This is a genomic window from Agreia sp. PsM10, assembly GCF_030433855.1.
Lineage (GTDB): Bacteria > Actinomycetota > Actinomycetes > Actinomycetales > Microbacteriaceae > Agreia.
This window is the reverse complement of record NZ_JARUXC010000004.1, coordinates 88,744-109,492: the sequence shown is the minus strand read 5'-3', so window position 1 is coordinate 109,492 and position 20,749 is coordinate 88,744. Positions and strand designations below refer to the sequence as shown.

The 20,749-nt window shown below is 69.9% G+C and carries 13 protein-coding genes; 5 read left to right on the top strand and 8 right to left on the bottom strand.

All coding sequences use genetic code 11. The features are described 5' to 3' along the window. Positions 1-5: 5 nt before the first annotated feature. Positions 6-980: a nucleoside hydrolase gene (locus QCD70_RS06575; RefSeq protein WP_301214377.1), complete on the bottom strand. Its 975-nt coding sequence runs from the start codon at positions 978-980 to the stop codon at positions 6-8. Between the two features lie 133 nt (positions 981-1,113). Beyond that, positions 1,114-1,833: an ATP-binding cassette domain-containing protein gene (locus tag QCD70_RS06570; RefSeq protein WP_301214375.1), complete on the bottom strand. Its 720-nt coding sequence runs from the start codon at positions 1,831-1,833 to the stop codon at positions 1,114-1,116. A gap of 120 nt (positions 1,834-1,953) precedes the next feature. Here QCD70_RS06570 and QCD70_RS06565 point away from each other — a divergent pair, with 120 nt between their 5' ends. After that, on the top strand, positions 1,954-2,841 hold the full coding sequence (locus tag QCD70_RS06565; RefSeq protein WP_301214373.1) for a DsbA family protein: 888 nt from the start codon (positions 1,954-1,956) through the stop codon (positions 2,839-2,841). Between the two features lie 90 nt (positions 2,842-2,931). On the opposite strand, the gene rocD is transcribed toward QCD70_RS06565, so the two are convergent. Continuing rightward, the gene (rocD, locus tag QCD70_RS06560; RefSeq protein WP_441004925.1) at positions 2,932-4,161 is read right to left on the bottom strand and encodes an ornithine--oxo-acid transaminase; all 1,230 of its coding nucleotides are present in this window, start codon (positions 4,159-4,161) and stop codon (positions 2,932-2,934) included. Beyond that, entirely contained in the window at positions 4,161-5,048 is an 888-nt protein-coding gene (gene ddaH / locus QCD70_RS06555) for a dimethylargininase (RefSeq protein WP_301214368.1), read from the bottom strand. The genes rocD and ddaH overlap by 1 nt, the downstream gene beginning before the upstream one ends. 180 nt (positions 5,049-5,228) lie before the next feature. On the opposite strand from ddaH, the gene QCD70_RS06550 reads away from it, so the two are divergent. The 3 genes from QCD70_RS06550 to QCD70_RS06540 are packed head-to-tail and all read left to right on the top strand — an operon-like array spanning position 5,229 to position 6,864. Beyond that, positions 5,229-5,657 (top strand): Lrp/AsnC family transcriptional regulator, encoded by a 429-nt coding sequence (locus QCD70_RS06550; RefSeq protein ID WP_055925222.1) that lies wholly within the window; start codon positions 5,229-5,231, stop codon positions 5,655-5,657. An 18-nt stretch (positions 5,658-5,675) separates the two neighbouring features. Then, on the top strand, positions 5,676-6,491 hold the full coding sequence (locus tag QCD70_RS06545; RefSeq protein ID WP_367316698.1) for a GTP pyrophosphokinase: 816 nt from the start codon (positions 5,676-5,678) through the stop codon (positions 6,489-6,491). Further along, positions 6,484-6,864 carry a GntR family transcriptional regulator gene (locus QCD70_RS06540; protein ID WP_301214363.1) on the top strand — a complete coding sequence of 127 codons (381 nt, stop codon included), beginning with the start codon at positions 6,484-6,486 and terminating at the stop codon, positions 6,862-6,864. The genes QCD70_RS06545 and QCD70_RS06540 overlap by 8 nt, the downstream gene beginning before the upstream one ends. A 292-nt stretch (positions 6,865-7,156) precedes the next feature. Here the strand turns inward: QCD70_RS06540 and QCD70_RS06535 are convergent, their stop codons facing one another. Further along, entirely contained in the window at positions 7,157-7,513 is a 357-nt protein-coding gene (locus QCD70_RS06535) for a hypothetical protein (protein ID WP_301214361.1), read from the bottom strand. Positions 7,514-7,676: 163 nt separating this feature from the next. Here QCD70_RS06535 and QCD70_RS06530 point away from each other — a divergent pair, with 163 nt between their 5' ends. Beyond that, positions 7,677-12,641, top strand: a complete 4,965-nt coding sequence (locus QCD70_RS06530; protein WP_301214359.1) for a DUF4011 domain-containing protein — start codon at positions 7,677-7,679, stop codon at positions 12,639-12,641. A 57-nt stretch (positions 12,642-12,698) separates the two neighbouring features. Here QCD70_RS06530 and QCD70_RS06525 read toward each other — a convergent pair whose 3' ends face one another. The 3 genes from QCD70_RS06525 to QCD70_RS06515 form a co-directional block, all read right to left on the bottom strand. Then, positions 12,699-14,024, bottom strand: a complete 1,326-nt coding sequence (locus QCD70_RS06525; protein ID WP_301214357.1) for an APC family permease — start codon at positions 14,022-14,024, stop codon at positions 12,699-12,701. 45 nt (positions 14,025-14,069) lie between these two features. Continuing rightward, positions 14,070-17,126: an aminotransferase family protein gene (locus QCD70_RS06520; protein WP_301214355.1), complete on the bottom strand. Its 3,057-nt coding sequence runs from the start codon at positions 17,124-17,126 to the stop codon at positions 14,070-14,072. Between the two features lie 107 nt (positions 17,127-17,233). Further along, the gene (locus tag QCD70_RS06515; RefSeq protein WP_441004922.1) at positions 17,234-20,746 is read right to left on the bottom strand and encodes a proline dehydrogenase family protein; all 3,513 of its coding nucleotides are present in this window, start codon (positions 20,744-20,746) and stop codon (positions 17,234-17,236) included. Positions 20,747-20,749 lie beyond the last annotated feature (3 nt).

The following is a 20,749-nucleotide window of genomic DNA, read 5'->3' as shown; positions in this document are numbered from 1 at the left end:
ATTCCTCATCGCTCGGTCGCCGCGAAGAGGTCGAGCTTGGCGAACAGGTCGTCGAACATCAGCCGCACGTCGAGCCGCGTGTAGACGCGCATGTCGCGCACGCCGGCTGCCTCGATGTAGCCGCCCTCGTCGTCGAACGAGGGCGTGGGCCGCACGACGTAGTCGCTCGACGACGGGTCGGGCTCGAACGCCGACTGCAGCGCCGTGAGCAGGACGAGCGGGCTGTCGCCGCAGATGTATGTCTCGCCCAGCAGGATCCCGTGGCGGCCAGCCATCGTCGACACCCGGGTGATCGCGCGCTCCAGATGCTCGCCGAGCGTCCCCGCCGACCCGACGCGCGTGATGAGCTCGGCGGTCGAGAGCAGCGTCTGGCGGTAGGCGTCGCGCGGGATCTGCCAGATGGGAATGCCGGAATCTCCGAAGACCACCTGGCCGGCGGTCAGATCGATGTTGAGGTTGTACTCCGGCCCCGTCGACCCGGGAGGGGCAACCGCGAGGCCACGATGCTCGGGCCCGCCGATCCACACCAGCGTGAGGCGGTCGGCGATGCGCGGCTCGAGCAGCCAGGCGCTGGCCAGCTCGGTGAGCCCGGCTCCGAACGCGAGATACAAGGGCAGGTCGGTGTCGTCGCGCATCGCCTCGGCGATGATCGTGTCGGTCGCCGCCGACCGGATGGGCGTCGCCCGATCGGCCAGGCCGACGTTCGAGCCGGCCACCACCGGAACGCGGCCGTCGAGGCCGAGCCGCGTCACGACATCCAGAGCCTCTCGCGCGGCGTTGTCTGCCGTGGCCTCACTGGGGTCGAACGGGTCGCCCGGGCGCAGGTGCGAGCCGATGACGGCGCGGATGTCGACCGAGGGCGAGAGCAGGTGGTGGGCGAGTTGCAGAAGACCGTCTGGATCGCCGGAGAAGTCGTTGTCGATGATCACGCGCGCACGGGCGGGAACGAGATCGCGGAGTCGGGCGAGTGAGGCTGGCATCAGTGGCATCCTAGGCGTCGTCGGCAAAACCAAGCGGCTACTCGGTTTTGGTCGAGTCTAGTGCCGGCCAGGAGTTGCCCGTGCGGACTATGGGTACCGGCACACCGGTCACTCCTGTCCGCAACCGACACAGCTACACATGCCTCAGAAACCGGCCCGGGGCATCCAGAAACAGCTTCAGGTTGCGCACCAGGTCGAGGTCGGCCCATTCCGAACGACGCAGGCCCCACTCCCCCACCTCCTGGATGTCGGCATCCGGGAACGCGGCGAGCACCGGCGAGTGTGTCGACAGGATCACCTGCGAGTCCCCCGAGGCAACGAGGTCTTTGAGGATGCCGATCAACGACAGGCAGCCGGTGAACGAGAGCGCCGACTCGGGCTCGTCGAGCACCCACAGGCCGGGCCCCCTGAACCGGTCGACGACCAGCTCGAGGAAGGACTCCCCGTGCGACAGCTCGTGGAAGCGCGGCTCGGCGCGCGCGCCCGGATTCTGCTCGAGGTACGTGTAGAAGCCGTGCATGGTCTCGGCGCGCAGGAAGTAGCCGCGCTTCGACGCCCCCGCGTTGCGCACGAGCTGCAGGTGCCGCCACAGGCCGGACTCGGTCGACCGGGTCGAGTGCATGGCGTTCACGGAGCCGCCCTCGGGCGAGAGTCCGTAGGCCTGGGCGATCGCCTCGACGAGGGTCGACTTGCCCGAGCCGTTCTCGCCCACGAACACCGTGACGGGCGCGAAGTCGATTCCCTCGTCGAGCAGATGGGTGACGGGCGCGAGCGTCGCGGGCCACGCGCCGCGCGGCATCGGCTCGAGTGGATGCTCGTGGGCACGGCGCAGAGGAAAACTCTCGAATGCCATGGGTCCATTCTGCCCAGCGTTTTGCGAGCGCAGTCATAGCGACGTCGAAGGTCGCGTGAATAGCGTCGGGCCGTTCGATCTGTGCACCGCCGATCCGTGCACCGCCGAGGAGACACGCCGATGAGAGCCGACAAGACCCTGTTCACCGGACTCGTCAAGAAGGACCGCCGCGCCCTGGCCCGCGAACTCGCGAGACTCGAACGCGAGGAGGCGGCCCGCAGGCGCAGGCACAGGCGCATCGCCTGGAGGACGAGCCTCGCCGTCGTGGGAGTTGCCGTGCTCTCGGTCGGAACGGTCACCATCGTGTCCGCCCTGCAGCCGGCCCCCGCGCTCGGGCCGATGAACATGGCGAGCGACGGCATCCTGTTCTCGGGCGACGGCAGCACGGTCACCGCGGCGACCGCCGCGGCCCAGGAGGCGGATGCGACGCCCGTGGCCAGCACGCTCGACACGAGCGACCAGCTTCTGCACGTGGTCGTCTATGCCGACTACGGAAGCGCCGATTCCGCGCTGTTCGAGACCACGAACGGCAGCGCCCTGCTGTCGTGGGTCACGTCGGGCTACGCGACGCTCGAACTCCACCCCGTCGCGCTCGACGACTCGGTGAACCAGAACTACTCGACGCGCGCGGCGAACGCGGTGGCCTGCGTCGCCGATGCGTCGCCCGACACGGTTCCGGTGGTGAACACGGCTCTGGCGACGGCACAGTCGACCGCGGGAGCATCGGGGCTCTCCGACGACGACCTCGTCTCGCTGGTGCAGACCGCAGGCGTGACCGACACCGGGGTCGCCGACTGCATCACGTCGGGCGCCTTCGACGACTGGGTCGTGGATGCCACGGCGCGGGCGAGAGCGTCGGTTCCGAACTCGGACGTGGCGGCCCTCGATGACGCGCCGCTCGTCGTGGTGAACGGAACCGCCTACACCGGGGCACTCGATGACGCGAGCGCCTTCGAGTCGTTCGTGCAGAGCGTGTACGCGCCGAGCGCGGATGCGCCGGTCGAGTAGACGCGCGAGGAACGAGCACGACGTATCGAGACCATCGTCGAGGGTGGTCTCGATACGCTCGTTCCTCGCTACTCGACCGACGCAGAGGAGCTAGGCCGCGAGCGACTCCAGCGTGAGCTCGAGCTCGTCGACCAGCCAGTCGAGGTCTTCCCTCGAGACGACGATCGGCGGGGCCAGACGGATGGTCGACCCGTGCGTGTCCTTCGCCAGGATTCCGCGGGCGAGCAGCGCCTCGCAGACCTCGCGTCCCGACGCGAGCTCGGGATCGATGTCGATGCCCGCCCAGAGGCCGGCCCCGCGAACCTCGACCACGCCGCGACCCACGAGCGAGAGCAGACGCGAGTGCAGGTGCGCTCCGAGCTCGGCCGCGCGGGCCTGGTACTCGCCGGTGGCCAGCAGGTCGACGACGGCGTGCCCGACCGCGGCGGCGAGCGGGTTGCCTCCGAAGGTCGATCCGTGCTCGCCGGGATTCAGCACCCCGAGCACATCGGCGTTGCCGACCACGGCCGAGACGGGAACGATTCCGCCGCCGAGAGCCTTGCCCAGCAGGTAGAGATCGGGGACGACGCCCACGAGATCGCACGCGAAGGTGGCTCCCGTGCGACCGAGGCCCGACTGGATCTCGTCGGCGATCATCAGCACGTTCTGCGCCGTGCACAGCTCTCGCAGCGCGGGCAGATACGACGCGGGCGGAACCACGATGCCCGCCTCGCCCTGGATCGGCTCGACCAGCACGGCGACCGTGTTCTCGTCGATGGCGTTCGCCACGGCATCCACATCGCCGTAGGCGACGCTGCGGAAACCGGGCGTGAACGGGCCGAAGCCGTCGCGGGCCGTGGCGTCGTCGGAGAAGCTGATGATCGAGATGGTGCGGCCGTGGAAGTTGCCGTCCATGACGATGATGTTCGCCTGCTCGGGGGCGACGCCCTTGACGCGGTATCCCCACGCGCGGGCGACCTTGATGCCCGACTCGACGGCCTCGGCACCCGTGTTCATGGGCAGCACCATGTCTTTGCCGGCGAGCTGGGCGAGGGAGGTGACGAACGGCCCGAGCCGGTCGGAGTGGAACGCGCGCGACGTGAGCGTGATGCGGTCGAGCTGCGCCTTGGCCGCGTCGATCAGCATCGGGTTCGAGTGGCCGAAGTTGACGGCCGAGTACGCGGCGAGGCAGTCGAGGTAGCGGCGCCCGTCGATGTCGGTGACCCACGCTCCATCGCCCGACTCAACAACCACCTGAAGCGGGTGATAGTTGTGCGCGGCATGCTCGTCGACGAGTCGGATGGCCGCCGCCTGGGCAACTGAAAGAGTGCTGTCCGTGATCACTTTTCGGTCCCTGAGCCTGTCGAAGGGCGGAGTTCCAGAGTGCAGCACTTGACGCCGCCGCCGCCGAGCAGCAGCTCGGAGAGGTCGACCTTGATGGGGTTGTAGCCGCGCTCGCGCAGCTGCTTCTCGAAGCCCACCGCGCGGTTCGCGATGACCACGTTGTAGCCGTCGGAGATGGAGTTGAGGCCGAGGATGGCCCCGTCTTCTTCGCTGACCAGGATCGCGTCGGGGAAGCGCTTCTCGAGCTCGAGGCGGCTGGCGGTGTCGAACGCGCTGGGCAGGTAGGCGATGTTCGCCGAGCTGTCGCCCGTGAGCGGATCGAGCACGGAGATCGCGGTGTCGAGGTGGTAGAAGCGGGGGTCGACGAGGTTCAGCGTGACGACCTCGCGGTTGTAGAGGGCGCCGATCTCCTCGTGGCTGTTCGATGCGCTGCGGAACCCGGTTCCCGCCAGGATCACGTCTCCGACGAGCAGGAAGTCGCCCTCGCCCTCGTTGACGTTCTGCGGCTCGGCGACCTCGTAGCCGTGCTCGCGGAACCACTCCATGAAGGCAGGCCCCTCGGGCTGGCGCTCCGGGTGCGTGAACAGGGCGCCGTAGGCGACGTTGTCGATGACGAATCCGCCGTTGGCCGTGTAGACCATGTCGGGCAGGCCGGGGATCTGGTCGATCAGTTCGACCGTGTGGCCGAGCGAGAGGTAGGTCTCGTAGAGGGTGTTCCACTGGGCCACGGCGAGCGAGGTGTCGGTGGGAACCGCCGGGTCCATCCAGGGGTTGATGCGGTAGGCGACGGTGAAGTGGTCGGGGCGGCACATGAGGTAGTGCCGCGGGGTGGCGACGCGGGCGGGAGCTGCGGACTGGCCTGAGGTTTCGAGAGTGGACGTCATGGGGAGTTCCTCCGAGGATTGTCACGGGAGGCGGACTGAGTCCAGTGGCCCAGGCCTGTTGCACAGCCGGGCACGCCTGAGACCAGTCTTGCATGCGGCAATCCGCGCGTGACGATCGTTCAACGCAGTTCTTGTGCGCGAACTCCCTGCCCGTGCAACAATTCCGCGTATCCTCGGGGTATGGACGCCCTGGATTACAAGATTCTCGACCTGCTCAAGCTGAATTCCCGCACCGGGTACGGCGATATCGGACAGGTCATCGGGCTCTCGGCCTCTGCTGTGAAGAGACGCATCGACCGGCTCGTGGGCAGCGGCATCATCCGCGGCTTCACCATCCAGCTCGACCCCACTCTCGACGGCACCGTGACCGAGGCGTATGTCGAGCTGTTCTGCCGCGGAACGGTCGCGCCCGCCGAGCTCAAACGCATCCTCTCGTCTGTGCCCGAGGTCGTCGATGCGGGAACCGTCACGGGCAGCGCCGACGCGATCGTGCACATGCGCTCGCGCGACATCCCGAGCCTGGAGCTGGCTCTCGAGAAGGTGCGCATCGCGCCGAACGTCGACCACACCCGCAGCGCCATAGTCCTCTCGAACCTGATCCGCAGGTAGCACTGGCAGACTTCGGCTGTGCACGCCCCTTCAGACACCCCGCCCGTCACCGAGCCGCCCCGCACGGAGGCCGAGATCCGCGACCTGCGGGCCGAGTTCACGCGCTTCATGATGTCGTACAAGTTCGGCATCGACGAGGTGATGACGAAGATCAACATCCTGCGCGAGGAGTTCAACCACGTGCACGACTACAACCCCATCGAGCACGTGAACTCGAGGCTCAAATCGCCCGATTCGATTCTCGAGAAGGCGCGTCGCAAGGGGGTCGCGATCGACACCGCGGTGATCCGCGACTGCATCCACGACATCGCCGGAATCCGCATCACGTGCAGCTTCCTGAGCGACATCTACAAGATCCGCGACATGCTCGCGAGCCAGGTCGACCTCACGGTGATCGCCGAGCGCGACTATGTGGCGAACCCCAAGGCCAACGGCTACACGAGCCTGCACCTGATCGTGTCGGTGCCCGTCTTCATGTCGGACAGAGTGGAGCAGGTTCCGGTCGAGATCCAGATCCGCACCATCGCCATGGACTTCTGGGCCAGCCTCGAGCACAAGATCTACTACAAGTACAACCGCGAGGTTCCGGCCACGCTGCTCGACGAGCTGAAAGATGCGGCCGACACGGCGAACCGCCTCGACCTGAAGATGCAGAACCTGCACACGCAGGTGCGGGCACTCAGCAACAGCGCCGACGACCGGGCCGACGAGGGCGCGGTTCCGTTCGGCGACCTCGAGCGGCTCATCGTTCCGAAGGCGCTGCTCGAGTCGCTGGCCGATCGTGGGCGGGCCGACACCGACGCGCCCGAGCAGCCCGAGGCATCCGATGCCTGACGCCGGGTTCCCCGGCGACTGGTCGGTGGATGCCGCAGGCGGCACACCCCCGTACGAGCAGCTGCGGGCTCACGTTCTCGAGCTGGCCACCTCGGGCGAGCTGCCCGCCGGCTACCGGCTGCCGCCGGTGCGCGCCCTGGCCGAACGCCTCGACCTCGCGGCGAACACTGTGGCCCGCGCGTACAAGGAGCTCGAGGCCGATGGCATCGTCGAGACCCATGGCCGGGGAGGCACCCTGGTATCGGCGCAGGGCGACGCCGCGCACCGGGCGGCCCAGCACGCCGCCGCGGACTACGCCGCGAAGACCCGCTCGCTGGGCCTGGCCCCCGACGAGGCCCTCGAACTGGTAGCGCAGGCCCTCAAGCTCCGCTGACCTCCCCCGTGCTCCGGCGCGGTTCAACAGGACAGATCGCGCCCGCGTCGGCGTGGCGCACGCCGACACGCCGCAGCCCGACAATCTGTCCTGTTGAAGTGAGGACAAACCTCTCGTAAGGCACCTCGAACCACCGGTTTTGTCCGAGGCAACAACGTTGTCCTCACTTGGTCGCGAAACCACTTTCGCCGATCGAGTAGCGGCGCGACGAAGGAGCCCGCGTATCGAGATCACCGGGTGATGGTCTCGATACGCTCGTTCCTCACGACTCGACCGGCGCGGGTGAGCGGCGCTAGCGGTCGATGCCGTCCAGATCCATGTCGATGTCCACCGCGTCGGAGCCGTCGCCGCCGGCGTGCGGCATCGCGTAGCGGGGAGAGCTCAGAGCGACCATCTGCTCGCGGATGTATGCGATCGCCTCCGAGTTGTCGGGCTCTTCGAGGCTGTTGTGGCTCGTGGCCGCGACGATATTGGTTCCCGAGTTAAGCAGCAGCTTCGCCTCGACGGTGTCCCCGTCGCCGTCGAAGGCGTTCAGCGTGATCGTGTCGGCCTTGCTGAGGTTGGCAAGCACCGCCGCATACTCGATCGCCAGGTCGGCCGCGTCGTCGCCGATCATCAGTGTCTTCTCTGCGTACATGATGTGCTTCATGCTTCGAGGGTAGGGATGTTCCCTCCGCGGCCACCCCGCCTTGACAGACCCCCCGCGACCATGGAAACCACGGCAGTCCCCTCCCGGTTTCGCCCTGCACGGCTCGGCACATCTTTCCTCCAGCACACAGAGGCGACACTGGATGCAAGGGGAGACACGCACCATGAACATGAACACCGACGAGCCGGTCAGGCGCGCCAGGCACGCAGGACCGATCAAAGACGGCGACGCCCCGGTCGACGACGCTGTGATCGAAGCCCCCGTACAGGATGCCGTGCAGGACGCCCCGCAGGACGCCCCGCAGAACCCCGTCGAAGACGCAGCCGACGCCGAGGTGCTGAGCAGGCTGGAGCGCCTCGACGACTCCCCCGCCCGCGTGCGCAACTGGAAGCGCGACCTGCTCGACCTCACCCTGCGCAATCCTCTGCTCAACATGCCGCGCACCCAGAAGGTACTCGACCTCGTGGTGCCTCCGGGCCTCCTTCCCTCGATCGACGACGCGGTGCATGCGGGCCGCAAGCTGCGCCTCTCGAGCGGCCTCGACGCATCCGGCCGCAAGCGGGTCGACGGCATCGACTCGCACACGCCCCTCGCGCACGACGAGCTGAGCGCCGTCTTCCGCACCTCTCGCACCCTGTTCTCACAGCTCGACGACGAGAAGCACCGCAAGCAGCTGCGCGCCATGAAGCGCGAGGCCGAGTCGCTCGAGCAGGAGACCGGCAGCAACTACCTGTACCTCACGCTGGGCACGCTGGTCCACACGAGACCGGATGGGCGCGAGGCGCGCGCTCCCCTTTTTCTTATGCCGGTGCGGCTCACAGGCGGCTTGTCGTTCACCCCCTACTTCCTCGCCGCCGACGGCGACGACCTCGCGCAGCCCAATCTGTGCCTGCTGCAGTGGTTCCAGACCACGCAGGGGCTCGACCTCACCGAGCTCAGCTCGCCGGCGATCGACGACTCCGGCCTCGCGATCGAGGCGGTGTTCGAGGGAATCCGCCGCCAGCTCGCGGAGGCCGAGCTGCCCTACCGACTCGAGGAGTCGGTGAGCCTCGCCATCCTGCGCTTCTCCACCTTCCAGATCTGGAAGGACATCGACAGCAACTGGCGCTCCCTGCTCTCGAACCCCGTGGTCAGGCACCTCGTCGAGCGTCCGGGCGAGACGTTCGTGGAACCGGCCGGCGAGGCTCGGCCCACGATCGACGAGGCTGCCCTGCGGCTGCCGATCGCGGCAGACGGATCGCAGATGGCCGCCGTCGTGCGCGCCACGAGCGGCCAGTCCTTCGTGCTCGAGGGCCCTCCCGGCACGGGCAAGTCGCAGACCATCACGAACCTCATCGCGCACGCGCTCACCGAGGGCAAGACCGTGCTGTTCGTGGCCGAGAAGCAGGCCGCTCTCGAGGTGGTCAAGCGACGGCTCGACGCCATCGGACTCGGTGCGTTCAGCCTCGAGCTGCACGGCGCGAAGCAGTCGATGAACACGATCCGCGAGCAGCTGCGCGAGTCGCTGCGGCTGCGCGTGGCCACCGATCCGCACGCGTGGGCGCTGGCCGACACCCGGCTGCGCGCGGCGATCTCCGAGCTCGACCGGCATCCCACACGGGTGCACTCGCCGAACGCGCTCGGCTACACGGCGTGGTCGGCCTACGACGCCCTGGCCTCACTCGGGGAGGGCCCCACCGCGGCCGTGCCCACGGGCTGGCTCACCACCACTCCCGACGAGAGTCCCACCATCATCGCCCGCGACTTCCGTGAGGCAGCCCAGCGCTTCGGCCTGCGCCCCGCGCACCCGTGGCTCGTCGTCGGGGCGACGGATCCCGCCCGGCTGCAGGTCGCACCGGTCACGGATTCGCTGCGCGATCTCGCCGCCGTGCGCCCCCGGCTCGACGAGCTGTCGCCCGAGGCACGCCTCGTTCTCGGAGACCTGCGCCCGGCGACCGAGCTGCCCGTCGCATCCCGATTGCTCGACGCCCGCTCGCGAGGTCTTCTGCCGCCCGCCGACGCGCTCACCGCCATCGACCGCACGAGCTGGCGCGAGGCATCCGATGCGCTGCGAACGGGCCTCGCCGACTATCTCGAGCGGCACGCAGCCGCTCTCGCCGACGCCTCGGCCGCCGCCATCGAGGCGCCCCGGCTCGACGAATGGGCCGAGCGCTCGACCGCGCTCGACGGCGCGTGGTTCCTTCCCGAGCTGCGCCGCCGCTCGATCCGGTCCGCCCTGCGGCCCCTGCTGCGCGCCGGCTTCGAGCCGAGCGGCAAGGCCGTGACCCCGCTGCTCGTGGCGTTGCAGGCGGCCCGATCGGATGCGCAGGAACTGCAGCGCCAGGCGTCGGCATTGGCGGGTCTCGTCCTTCCGGCCGGCTGGCAGCCCTACTCGCCCGACGCGAAGACCATCCTCGACACGGCCGTGCGCACCTCGCTCGGCTCGGTCTGGCTGGCGAAGCGCACGCCGAGGGCATGGGGCTGGGTCTCCTCCGGCGCGGGTGCCGGCGCCGGTGCCGACGCCCCCGGAACCACCGACGCCGACGCGGCGATCGTGCGCGACATCGACGCGAGCTGGAACCGCTGGCTCTCGGCCGTCGGGGCGACCGGGCTGACCGTGCGCCAGTGGGCTCACGGCCGCGACTGGGTCTCGGCCTGGGCGACCGACGAGGTCTCGTGGCTCATCGACGTGCGCGCCACCGGGCTGCTGCAGCTGCAGCGCTTCACCGAGACGAGGCGCCAGCTCGAGCACCTGCGCGAACTGGGCCTGGCCGGCTTCAGCACTCAGCTGGCGACGGGCCAGATCGAGCCGACCGACGCATCCGAGGCCCTGATGCGGGGTCTCGCCACCGCATCGCTCGAGGAGCGCCTCGCGGCCGCGAATCTCGACACCTTCGACGGCGACGCGCAGGATCGGCACGTGTCGGCCTACCGCGACCAGGGCGCGCTCGTGCGCGAGCAGCTGCGCGGCGAACTGGCCGCCGAGCTGCTGGCGGCGCGGCCCTTCGACGCCGACGAGCTGCGCGGCGAGGTCGCCGAGCTCGCCCGCCAGATCGAGCGCAAGCGCGGAGGCCTCGCCTTCCGCGAGGTCGCCCGCCGCTACCCGCGCGCGCTCACGTCGATCGTGCCGGTGTTCCTCATGAGCCCGGGATCGGTGGCGCACTTCCTCGACCCCGACAGCATCGAGTTCGACCTCGTGATCTTCGACGAGGCGTCGCAGATCAGGGTGCCGCAGGCCATCGGGGCGATGGGGCGCGGCAAGGCCGTGATCGTGGTGGGCGACTCGAAGCAGATGCCTCCCACGCGCATCATGCAGGTGGATGCGACGGGTCCCGACACCCCGGCCCCCGAACGCGACGAACCGCTGGTGGTCGAGGACCTCGAGTCGATCCTCACCGAGTCGGTGGAATCCGGGCTGCCGCAGCTCTGGCTCAACTGGCACTACCGCAGCCAGGACGAGAGCCTCATCGCGTTCTCGAACGCGGCGTACTACGGCAACAAGCTCGTGAGCCTGCCGTCGCCGCGCAGCGGAGCCGCGGCCGGCAGCAGCGGCACCGGCACCGCCGGCACCGGACTCGGCTGGCGCCGCGTCGACGGCACGTTCGACCGCGGGCGCACCCGCACGAACGAGGTCGAGGCGCAGGCCATCGTCGACGAGATCGTGTCGCGGCTGCGGGCACCGGCCACGATGCGCGAGTCGATCGGCGTCGTGTGCTTCAACGTGCAGCAGCGCGATCTCATTCTCGACAAGCTCGAGGACAGCACCGATCCGGTGATCCAGAAGGCACTGCTCGCCGCCCCCGGCTCCGAGCTCTTCGTGAAGAACCTCGAGAACGTGCAGGGCGACGAACGCGACACCATCCTGTTCTCGCTCGCGTTCTCGAAAGACCCGGCCACGGGCATCCTGCCCCTGAACTTCGGGCCGCTCAACCTGCCCGGCGGCGAGCGCCGGCTCAACGTGGCGGTCACCCGCGCGAAGCGGCAGGTGGTGCTGTTCAGCTCGTTCGACGCGGCCGACATCCAGCTCACCCGCTCGCGCGCGCAGGGCATCGCCGACCTCAAGTCGTATCTGGAGTTCGCGGCGACCCGCAGCGCGGGCGCGCTCCCCGGCGGCGGCCGGGGCGGGGCGCAGGATGCCGTCACCGGCAACCAGGGACGCTTCGTCGACGAGCTCGCCACCGCACTGCGCGACCGCGGACTCGAGGTGGAGACCGGCCTCGGACTCTCCTCGTTCACCGTTGACCTCGCGGTGCGGCACCGCGGAGCGTCGTCGTGGGCCGTCGCCGTGATGGTCGACGGGCCCGGCTGGGCGTCGCGCCCCACCGTGAGCGACCGCGACGGAGCGCCGAACCTGCTCGTCGATGTGATGTCGTGGCCCGCCGTCATCCGCGCGTGGCTACCGGCCTGGATCCGCGACCGCAGCGCGCTGATCGCCCGGATCGTCGTGGCCGTCGATCACCCGGCGAGCGCACGCCTGCCCGACGCGGATGCGGTGGAGGCCGCACGCGACGCCGGCAAGGCTGCCGACCGGGCCGCCGAGGACGCGCGGGCGGAGAGGGCGTTCCCCACGACCGCGTCGACCTCGACCCTCGCGCGCGAACTGCCGGTCTTCGAGCCTGCAGACGACACCGCGGTGTACTCGCAGTCGAAGCTCGACAACCTCGACGCCGTGCCGATCATCGAGACCGAGGCCGCGAGCATCCTCGAGGTGGAGGGGCCGATACCGGTCGACCGACTGGTGTCGACGATCGCGCGCCGCTTCGACTACAGCCGCGTGGGCGATGCCAAGCGCGAACTGCTGCAGCAGACCGTGCGCGGGGCGTTCGCGATCTCGCCCGACGACTTCGCGTGGCCCGCCGGGCTCGACGCGTCGACCTGGCGAGGGGCGCGTCGCACCTCCTCGACCGCCGTGCGGCCCGTGACCGACGTGAGCCCGCAGGAGATCTCGAATGCGATCGAGCTGCTGCTCGCCGAGTCGCTCTCGATCGACTCCGACGAGCTGCTGCGCGAGACGGCGTCGGTGCTCGGCTACTCGCGACTCACCGAGTCGACCCGCGCGTGGATCGAGCGCGGCCTCGAGCTCGCCCTCTCGCAGAACAGGGTGCAGCGGCAGGGCTCACGCCTCGTTCGCGCCAGCAGCCGTAACTGATTCAGGAGGAGAGCGCGGCCGACGCCACTATGCACACGGTGACGCGCTCCTCCTGAATCAGACACGTGCCCGCCGAGCGGCCCGCAGCGCGAAGCCCGTGAGCACGACCGCGGCACCGGTCACGACGGCCGGCAGCGGCAGCGTGACCACGAGCACCGCGCAGCCGATCGCGCCCACGACGCTCACCGCACGCCCGAGGGTGCGCGCCCGCTTACCCGTGAACTCGCGCCGCTGCCGGAATGCCGCCACGTTGGCCACGAAGTAGTACAGCAGCACGCCGAACGACGAGAAGGCGATCACTCCGCGCAGATCGGCGATGAGCACGAGCACGACCACCACGACGCCGACCGCGATCTCCGCCCGATACGGCGTGCTGTAGCGGGCATGCACGGCACTGAACCAGCGCGGCAGATCGCCCTCGCGCGCCATGGCGAAGCTCGTGCGGCCGATTCCCGTGATGAGCGCCAACAGCGCACCGAGCGAGGCGAGAGCGGCCCCGATACGCACCAGCGGCGAGGCCCACGCCCATCCATTGGCCGTCACGACGTCGACGAGCGGATTGTCGCTGGCCGCGAGACCGGATGCGCCGAGCGCACCGAGCGCCGTCACGCCGACGGCGGCGTAGACGACCACCACGACCGCGAAGGCGATGCCGATCGCCCGCGGAATCGTGCGGGCCGGGTCGCGCACCTCCTCGCCGAGGGTGGCGATGCGCGCGTACCCCGCGAAGGCGAAGAACAGCAGGCCCGCCGACTGCAGCACGGCGAAGGCGTCACCCGACGGGCCGCCCTGGCTGCCCGTGTTCGTGCCCGAATGCCGCCATTCTGCGCCCGCGCCGAACCACGATTGGAGGGATTCGGGCACGAACGCTCCGCTTGTCGCTCCGCCGAGAACCCCGGATGCGACGACCACGGCGAGCAGGGCCAGCACCGGCACCACGATCAGCCGGGTGAGAAACGCGGTGCGCGTGATGCCGAAGAGGTTCACCGTGACCAGCACGACCACCACCGCGACCGCGGCCAGGCGCGACCACGGTGACGGGACGGCGTAGGCCGCGAAGGTCATCGCCATGGCGGCCGAGCTGGCGGTCTTGCCGACGACGAAGCTCCAGCCGGCGGCGAACCCCCACCACGGACCGAGGAGCTCGCGGCCGTAGACGTAGGTTCCGCCGGCCGAGGGGTACTGCGCCGCGAGCCGCGCCGAGGAGTGCGCGTTGCAGAAGGCGACGACGGCCGCGATCACCAGTCCCACGAGCAGGCCCACGCCCGCGGTCTGCGCGGCCGGCTGGAACACGGCGAAGACACCGGCGCCGATCATCGATCCGAGACCGATGAAGACCGCGTCGCCCAGCGTGAGTCGACGGGTCAATCGCGGTGAACTCACGGGGGCACGCTAGCGCACGCGCGTGAACACGGATCGCTGCACGTGTCAGGCCGAGCGGCGCCTCTCGTCGAAGCCGACGCCCTCGGCGAGGACCCGGCCGAGGATGTCGACGAAGTAGTCGGCCGCCTCGATCGTGAGCGTCAGCGGCGGCTTGATCTTGAGGATGTTCTGCCTGTCGCCCGTCGCCTGGATGATCACGCCGAGCTCGCGCATCCGCTCGCAGATCGCCGCGGTCTCGCGCGTCGCCGGCTCGAGGGTCTCGCGCGACGTCACGAACTCGAGGCCGAGGTAGAGGCCTGATCCGTGCACGGTGCCCACCAGCTCGTGCGCGTCTCCGAGCGCGGCGAGGCGTGAGCGCAGGTGCCCTCCGACGACGCGAGCGTTCTGCTGCAGCCCCTCGTCGCGCAGGATGTCGAGAACGGCCAGGCCGATGACGCTCGACACCGGCGATCCTCCGGCAGACGAGAAGAAGTACCCCTGGTTGCGGTAGTTGTCGGCCACCTCGCGGCTCGTGATCACCGCTCCGAGCGGATGCCCGTTGCCCATCGCCTTCGCGATCGTCACGATGTCGGGAACCACCCCCTGCTGCTCGAAACCCCAGAACCACTCGCCCAGTCGGCCGTAGCCCACCTGCACTTCGTCGGCGATCGCCAGCCCGCCGGCCTCGCGCACGGCCGCGTAGACCTCGGCCAGGTAGCCGTCGGGCAGGGGCATCCCTCCCGCGTTTCCGTAGAAAGCCTCGGCGAGAAACGCGGCGGGCGGGCGACCGGATGCCGTCAGCTCGCGGACCTCGGCGGCCGCTCGGCTTCCGTAGTGGGCCGCGCCGGCACCGCGGAGTTCGCCCCGGTAGGCGTTCGGGGCCGGAACCGTGTGCACCCAGTCGGGCCTCGTCTCGAGGGCGTCGGGGTTGTCGGCCACCGAGGTCGACACGGCATCGGTCGCGAAGGTCCAGCCGTGGTACGCCTCGCGCACGGCCACGACGTCGCGCCTGCCGCTCCACGCCCAGGCGATGCGCAGCGCCAGGTCGTCGGCCTCCGAGCCCGAGTTCACGAGGAACACCGTGTCGAGTGGTTCGGGGAGCAAGGCGGAGAGCCTCTCGGAGAGCTCGACGACAGAGGTGTAGTTGAAACGCGAGTTGCTGTTGAACCGCTGCAGCTGCCGGTGCGCTGCCTCGGCGATTCTCGGATGCGCGTGGCCGACCGAGGCGACGTTGTTCACCATGTCGAGATAGCAGCGGGCGTCGGTGTCGACGAGGGTGTGCCTCCACCCGCGCTCGATGCGGGGTGGGTCGGCGTAGTAGTGCTCCTGCACGTCGGCGAAGACGGCGGCGCGGCGCTCGAGCAGCGACTTCTCCGTTCCCTGAGCTTGTCGAAGGGAACCCGTGTCGACTGCCCCTTCCCCTTCGACAGGCTCAGGGAACGAAGGGTGTGCAGGCTCAGGGAACGAGGCGAACGACTGGCCCAGCAGGTACGTCGCATCCGGGCTCACGAGGCTCCACCCGGTGAACAGCGCGCTCTGCACGAACTCCGGGGTGGCCCCGTCGACAGTCACGAGCTGCACCGACAGCGCAGACAGCCCGTCTGCGACGAGAGCCGTCGTTCCGAGCTGCTGGCCCGCCCGCAGCTGCGTTCCCGAGGCGGCCCCCGTGTCGACGCCGCGCAACACGAGCCGGACTCCCCTCGACACCAGTTCGACCGCGTCGTCGCGTCGCTCGAGGCGTCCCGACCAGGGAGCGTGCACGGCGGTCGGCACCGCCAGGAACACCGAGGTCGACAGCGCGGCCACGGCGGGGGCCTCCGGCGACAGGGCGACAGACCGCGAGAGCCGACGCTCTCCATACGGGGTGATCACCGCATCCGCCCCCGCCGCGAGCAGGCGCCGGGCCGCGTCGAACTCTATCGAGGGGAGAAGCCAGCGTCCCTCGTTCATCTCATCGGAGTCGCTCGAGAGCGAGAGCACCGCCGGCGCGGAGGGATCGAGCGCCGGCAGAAGCGGCGCGACCACGGGCGGAACCGTCGCCGGCGGGGTCGCCTGACCCCCGGCATCCATACCCAGCGCCTCGCGCAGAACGCCCGTCATCACGGCGAGCGGAACGCTGTCGGCGACCTCGAAGATGCGCCACTCGTGCTCGACGGCGCCGGTCGCGTAGTCGTTGCCCTCGTCGATGGATGCCTGCTGGTTTCCGCTGGCCACGAGCACGGCGCCGCGCAGAACGACGAGCGGCCAGAGGCCGTCGATCTCGTCGCTCGTGAGCGGCGAGATCGCATGGAAGGCGCGCACCGCGGGCAGCGCCGTGAGCGGGGAGGCGCCCGCGTGATGCAGCACCGACGAGATCGCGACGGCCAGTTCGGCCACACGCCACGAGGTCATCACGTCGCCGAAGTCGATGACGCCGTCGGCCACACGGTAGCCCTCGGCCGACACTCCGCACACCACGTTGTCGTCGGCCACGTCGCCGTGGATCGCCTGCACCGGAAGCCGATCGACGAGCGTGCCGACGATCGCCGAGGCCCGGACCGTGGCATCCACGACCGCCGCGCGCCTCGCGTCGTCGGAGATGTAGGGGGCGAGCCGTTCGACCACCGCCGCCGCGTGCCGCAGATCCCACTGCAGGACTCGTTCGGTGCCCGGATGCGCGAAATCGGCGAGGCCCGACGACACGCGAGCGGCCACCTCGCCGAGGCTCGCGACGACCGCCGGAGGAAGGTAGCCGCCTCCCGAGAGCGTGCCCCCGCCGAGGTGCTCGATGACCCGCGCGAGCAGGGGCTCGCCGCCCACGTCGACCGTCTCGATCGTGGCGCCGGATGCCCCGGGCCGCGACACCGGCAGCCGCAGCCCGGGCTGCTGCTCGGCGAGATGGCGGGTCGCCGCATCCTGCGCCTCGAGCTCGAGACGGGAGAACGCGGGGTTCGCGATCTTGAGCACGGCGCGCTCGCCCCGTTCGTCGATCAGCAGGTAGTTCGCATCCTGCTGGCTGCCCAGTTCGCTGGCGACGCCGACGATGCCGAACTTCTCGCGGGCGATGCGCTGCGCCTCGTCGAGAGTGAGCGCCGGCCCCGGCAGCTCGTCCTGTGCGAAGAAGTCGAAGGTGCCGGAGCTCATGCCCCCATCATCCCGCACGCGCCCACCCCGCCGAGGTGACACTTCGCGCCGCTCGACCGCGCCACGATGCCACTTCGCCTGACCGCAAACGGCAACTCGAAGTCGAACTACAGCAGTCCGTCGCTCAGGGTGCTCGGGTTGCCGAAGCGGTGGTTCGTGATCGACACCGCCTGCTCGCGCAGGAACGGCAGCAGCTCGATGCGGCCGGCGCGAGTGACCTCGCCGGCGTACACCGCGACATCCGGTTCGTCGCCCAACGCCGATGCCAGGCGCTCGGCCGAGCCGCCGATCAGCCGGATGCGCGGGGTCGAGACCCCTTCCGCCGTCACGCGGGCGAGCCACGCCTCGTCGTTCTCGATGACCACGCGAACGGCCCACTCCTTGAGCAGCGCCCGCATCGGACGAGGGAGCTTGTGCGCCGACGACAGGGTGACCTTCGACCGGGCCAGCGTGGCCGCCGAGAGCACGCGCAGCAGCTCGTGCCGCTCGCCGTCGTCGGAGAGGCGCACCGTGACCGGAACAGGGCGGTAGCGCAGCACGTTGCGCTCGACGCCGAGGCCCGAACGGTCGACGGGCGCGAACGACTGCGACCACGCGACCGCGTCGCTCTTCGCTCCGCGCCGGGCCAGGTCGAAGCTGCTCCAGTCGAGGCCGGCCTGTGCCGAGTCGAGCAGAGCGCCGACGCGACCGTCGAGCCCCGCGTTGCTGAGCCCCTCGCTGGGCTCGCCCGGCTCGGTGACCCACGATCCGAGGTGAACGAGGTAGTTCGGGCCACCGGCCTTGGCGCCCGCGCCCACGGCGGAGCGCTTCCACCCGCCGAACGGCTGGCGCTGCACGATGGCACCGGTGATTCCACGGTTCACGTAGAGATTGCCCGCCTCGACGGTGGCCAGCCACTGCTCGACCTCGGCCGGGTCGAGGGAGTGCAGCCCGGCGGTCAGCCCGTAGTCGGTGCCGTTCTGGTACTCGACGGCCTGCTCGAGCGTCGACGCGTGCATGATGCCCAGAACGGGGCCGAAGTACTCGGTCGTATGGAAGGGCGAGGCCGGCAGCACGCCCTCGCGCACTCCCGGGGTCCAGAGTCGGCCGTCGGAGCTGCGCCGTACCGGCTCGACGAGCCACTTCTCACCGGGCCCGAGCGTGGTGAGCCCCTCGAGAAGCTTGCCCTCGGCGGGCTCGATGAGCGGGCCCATCTCGGTGAGGGGGTCGGACGCGTAGCCGACCCGCAGCGACGACACCGCATCCACGAGCTGCCGGTGAAAACGTTCGGAACGCGCCGCCGACCCCACGAGGATCACGAGCGACGCGGCCGAGCACTTCTGTCCGGCGTGGCCGAAGGCGCTCTTCACGATGTCGGCCACCGCGAGGTCGAGGTCGGCCGCCGGCGTCACGACGATGGCGTTCTTGCCGCTCGTCTCGGCGAGAAGAGGCAGCTCGGGTCGCCACGAGCGGAACAGCTTCGCGGTCTCGTAGGCGCCGGTGAGGATCACGCGGTCGACGAGCTCGTGGGAGATCAGCCCGCGGCCGAGGTCGCCTTCCTCGATGTCGACGAGCGCGAGCAGCTCGCGTGGGATGCCGGACTCCCACAGGGCCTCGACCAGTACGGCGGCCGATCGGCGTGCCTGCGGTGCGGGCTTGATGACGACTCCGCTGCCGGCGGCGAGGGCGGCCAGCACGCCGCCCGCGGGGATGGCCACGGGGAAGTTCCACGGAGGCGTCACGACGGTGAGCGCCGACGGCACGAACACGGCCCCGTCGACCGTGTCGAGCTCCTCCGCGCGGGCGGCGTAGTAGTTGGCGAAGTCGACAGCCTCGCTCACCTCGGGGTCGCCCTCCGCGATGGTCTTGCCGGTCTCCGAGGCCATCACCTCGATGAGCCTGTCGCGGTTGGCCTCGAGCGCCAGGGCGGCCCGGCGCAGCACGGCGGCGCGCTCGGCACCGGTCTGCGCACCCCAGCGGGCCCCCGCCTCGCGCACCGAGTGGATGATGCGATCCAGAACCCCGGGATCGGTCACCTTCGCCGCGTCGATCGTCTCGACGCCGATGCGATTGCCGGGCCCGACCAGAGACAGGATGCGACGGCCCCAGCTGCGATTGGCCGCCAGCGACGGGTCGGTGTCGGCGGTGTTCTCGAAGTCGCTCGCGCGGGCGAGCTCGGAGAGGTCTCCGCGATCCTGCGTGCGCTTGGCCGCGCTCCCGTTTCCCGAGCCTGTCCCGATCCCCGAGCCTGTCGAAGGGAACGGCTCCGATTCCCACGCATCGACAGAGGCCAGGAAGCGGTTCTTCTCACGCTCGAACACGGTGTCGCTGGCCGCGATGTCGAACACGCTCGACATGAAGTTCTCGTCGCTCGCATTCTCTTCGAGGCGGCGAACGAGGTAGCTGATCGCCACGTCGAACTCCTTGGGCTGCACCACGGGCGTGTACAGCAGCAGCGCGCCCACCTCGCGGCGCACGGCGTCGGCCTGGCCGGTGGCCATTCCGAGCAGCATCTCGAAGTCGATGCTGTCGGTCACGCCGCGGTGCTTGGCGAGCAGCCACGCGAGCGCGATGTCGAACAGGTTGTGGCCCGCGACGCCGATGCGCACGGCGTCGGTGCGCTCGGGAGTCAGTGCCCACTCGAGCACCCGCTTGTAGTTCGTGTCGGTCTCGCGCTTGCTGTCGAAGGTGGCGAGCGGCCAGCCGTGGAGGGCCGCGTCGACGTGCTCCATGGCGAGGTTCGCACCCTTCACCACGCGCACCTTGATCGGGGCCCCGCCCCGCGACCGACGGGCGGCCGCCCACTCCTGCAGGCGCTGCATCGCGCCCAGCGCATCCGGCAGATAGGCCTGCAGCACGATGCCACCCGAGTACCCGAGCAGCTCCTCACGGTCGAGGATCTTCATGAAGACCGCGAGAGTCAGGTCGAGATCGCGGTACTCCTCCATGTCGAGGTTGATGAACTTGTTCGACGGCAGAGCGATGCGGTAGAGCGGCAGCAGGGTCTCGGCGACGCGCTCGACCGTCTCGTCGAACGCCCACATCGAGAGGTCGCTGGCGACCGCCGACACCTTCACCGACACGTAGTCGACGTCGTCTCTGGCGAGCAGTTTCTCGGTGCCCTCGAGTCGACGCCGGGCCTCGGCCGAGCCGAGAACCGCCTCGCCGAGCAGGTTGAGGTTCAACCGCGAGCCGTCGGCACGCAGCTTGCCGATCGCCGGGCCCAGCTTCGCGGGGGTCGCGTCGATCACCAGGTGTCCGACCATCTGCCGCAAAACCTTTCGCGCCGCGGGAACGACCACTCCGGGAACGACCTCGCCGAAGACCCCTCCTGCCGCGACGGCGCTGCGCAGGTACCAGGGCAGGAAGGCGGGCACTCGGCTGCCGAGGGCCTGCAGGTTCTTGGCGGCGACCGCCAGGTCTTCGGGGCGGGCGACACCGTCGACGAAGCCCACCGTGAAGGCGAGGCCGTCGGGATCTTCGAGAACCCCCGCGAGGCGCTCGGCCGAGGGGTCGGGAGCCACGTCTTTCGATTCGTCGAGCCAGCGGCGCACGAGGGCGATCGCCGGCGCCGCGAGATCGACGGGGGTGAGGCTCGGGTCGGCCTCGAATTCGGGCGAGTTCGGGTTCGCAGAGGTCACCCT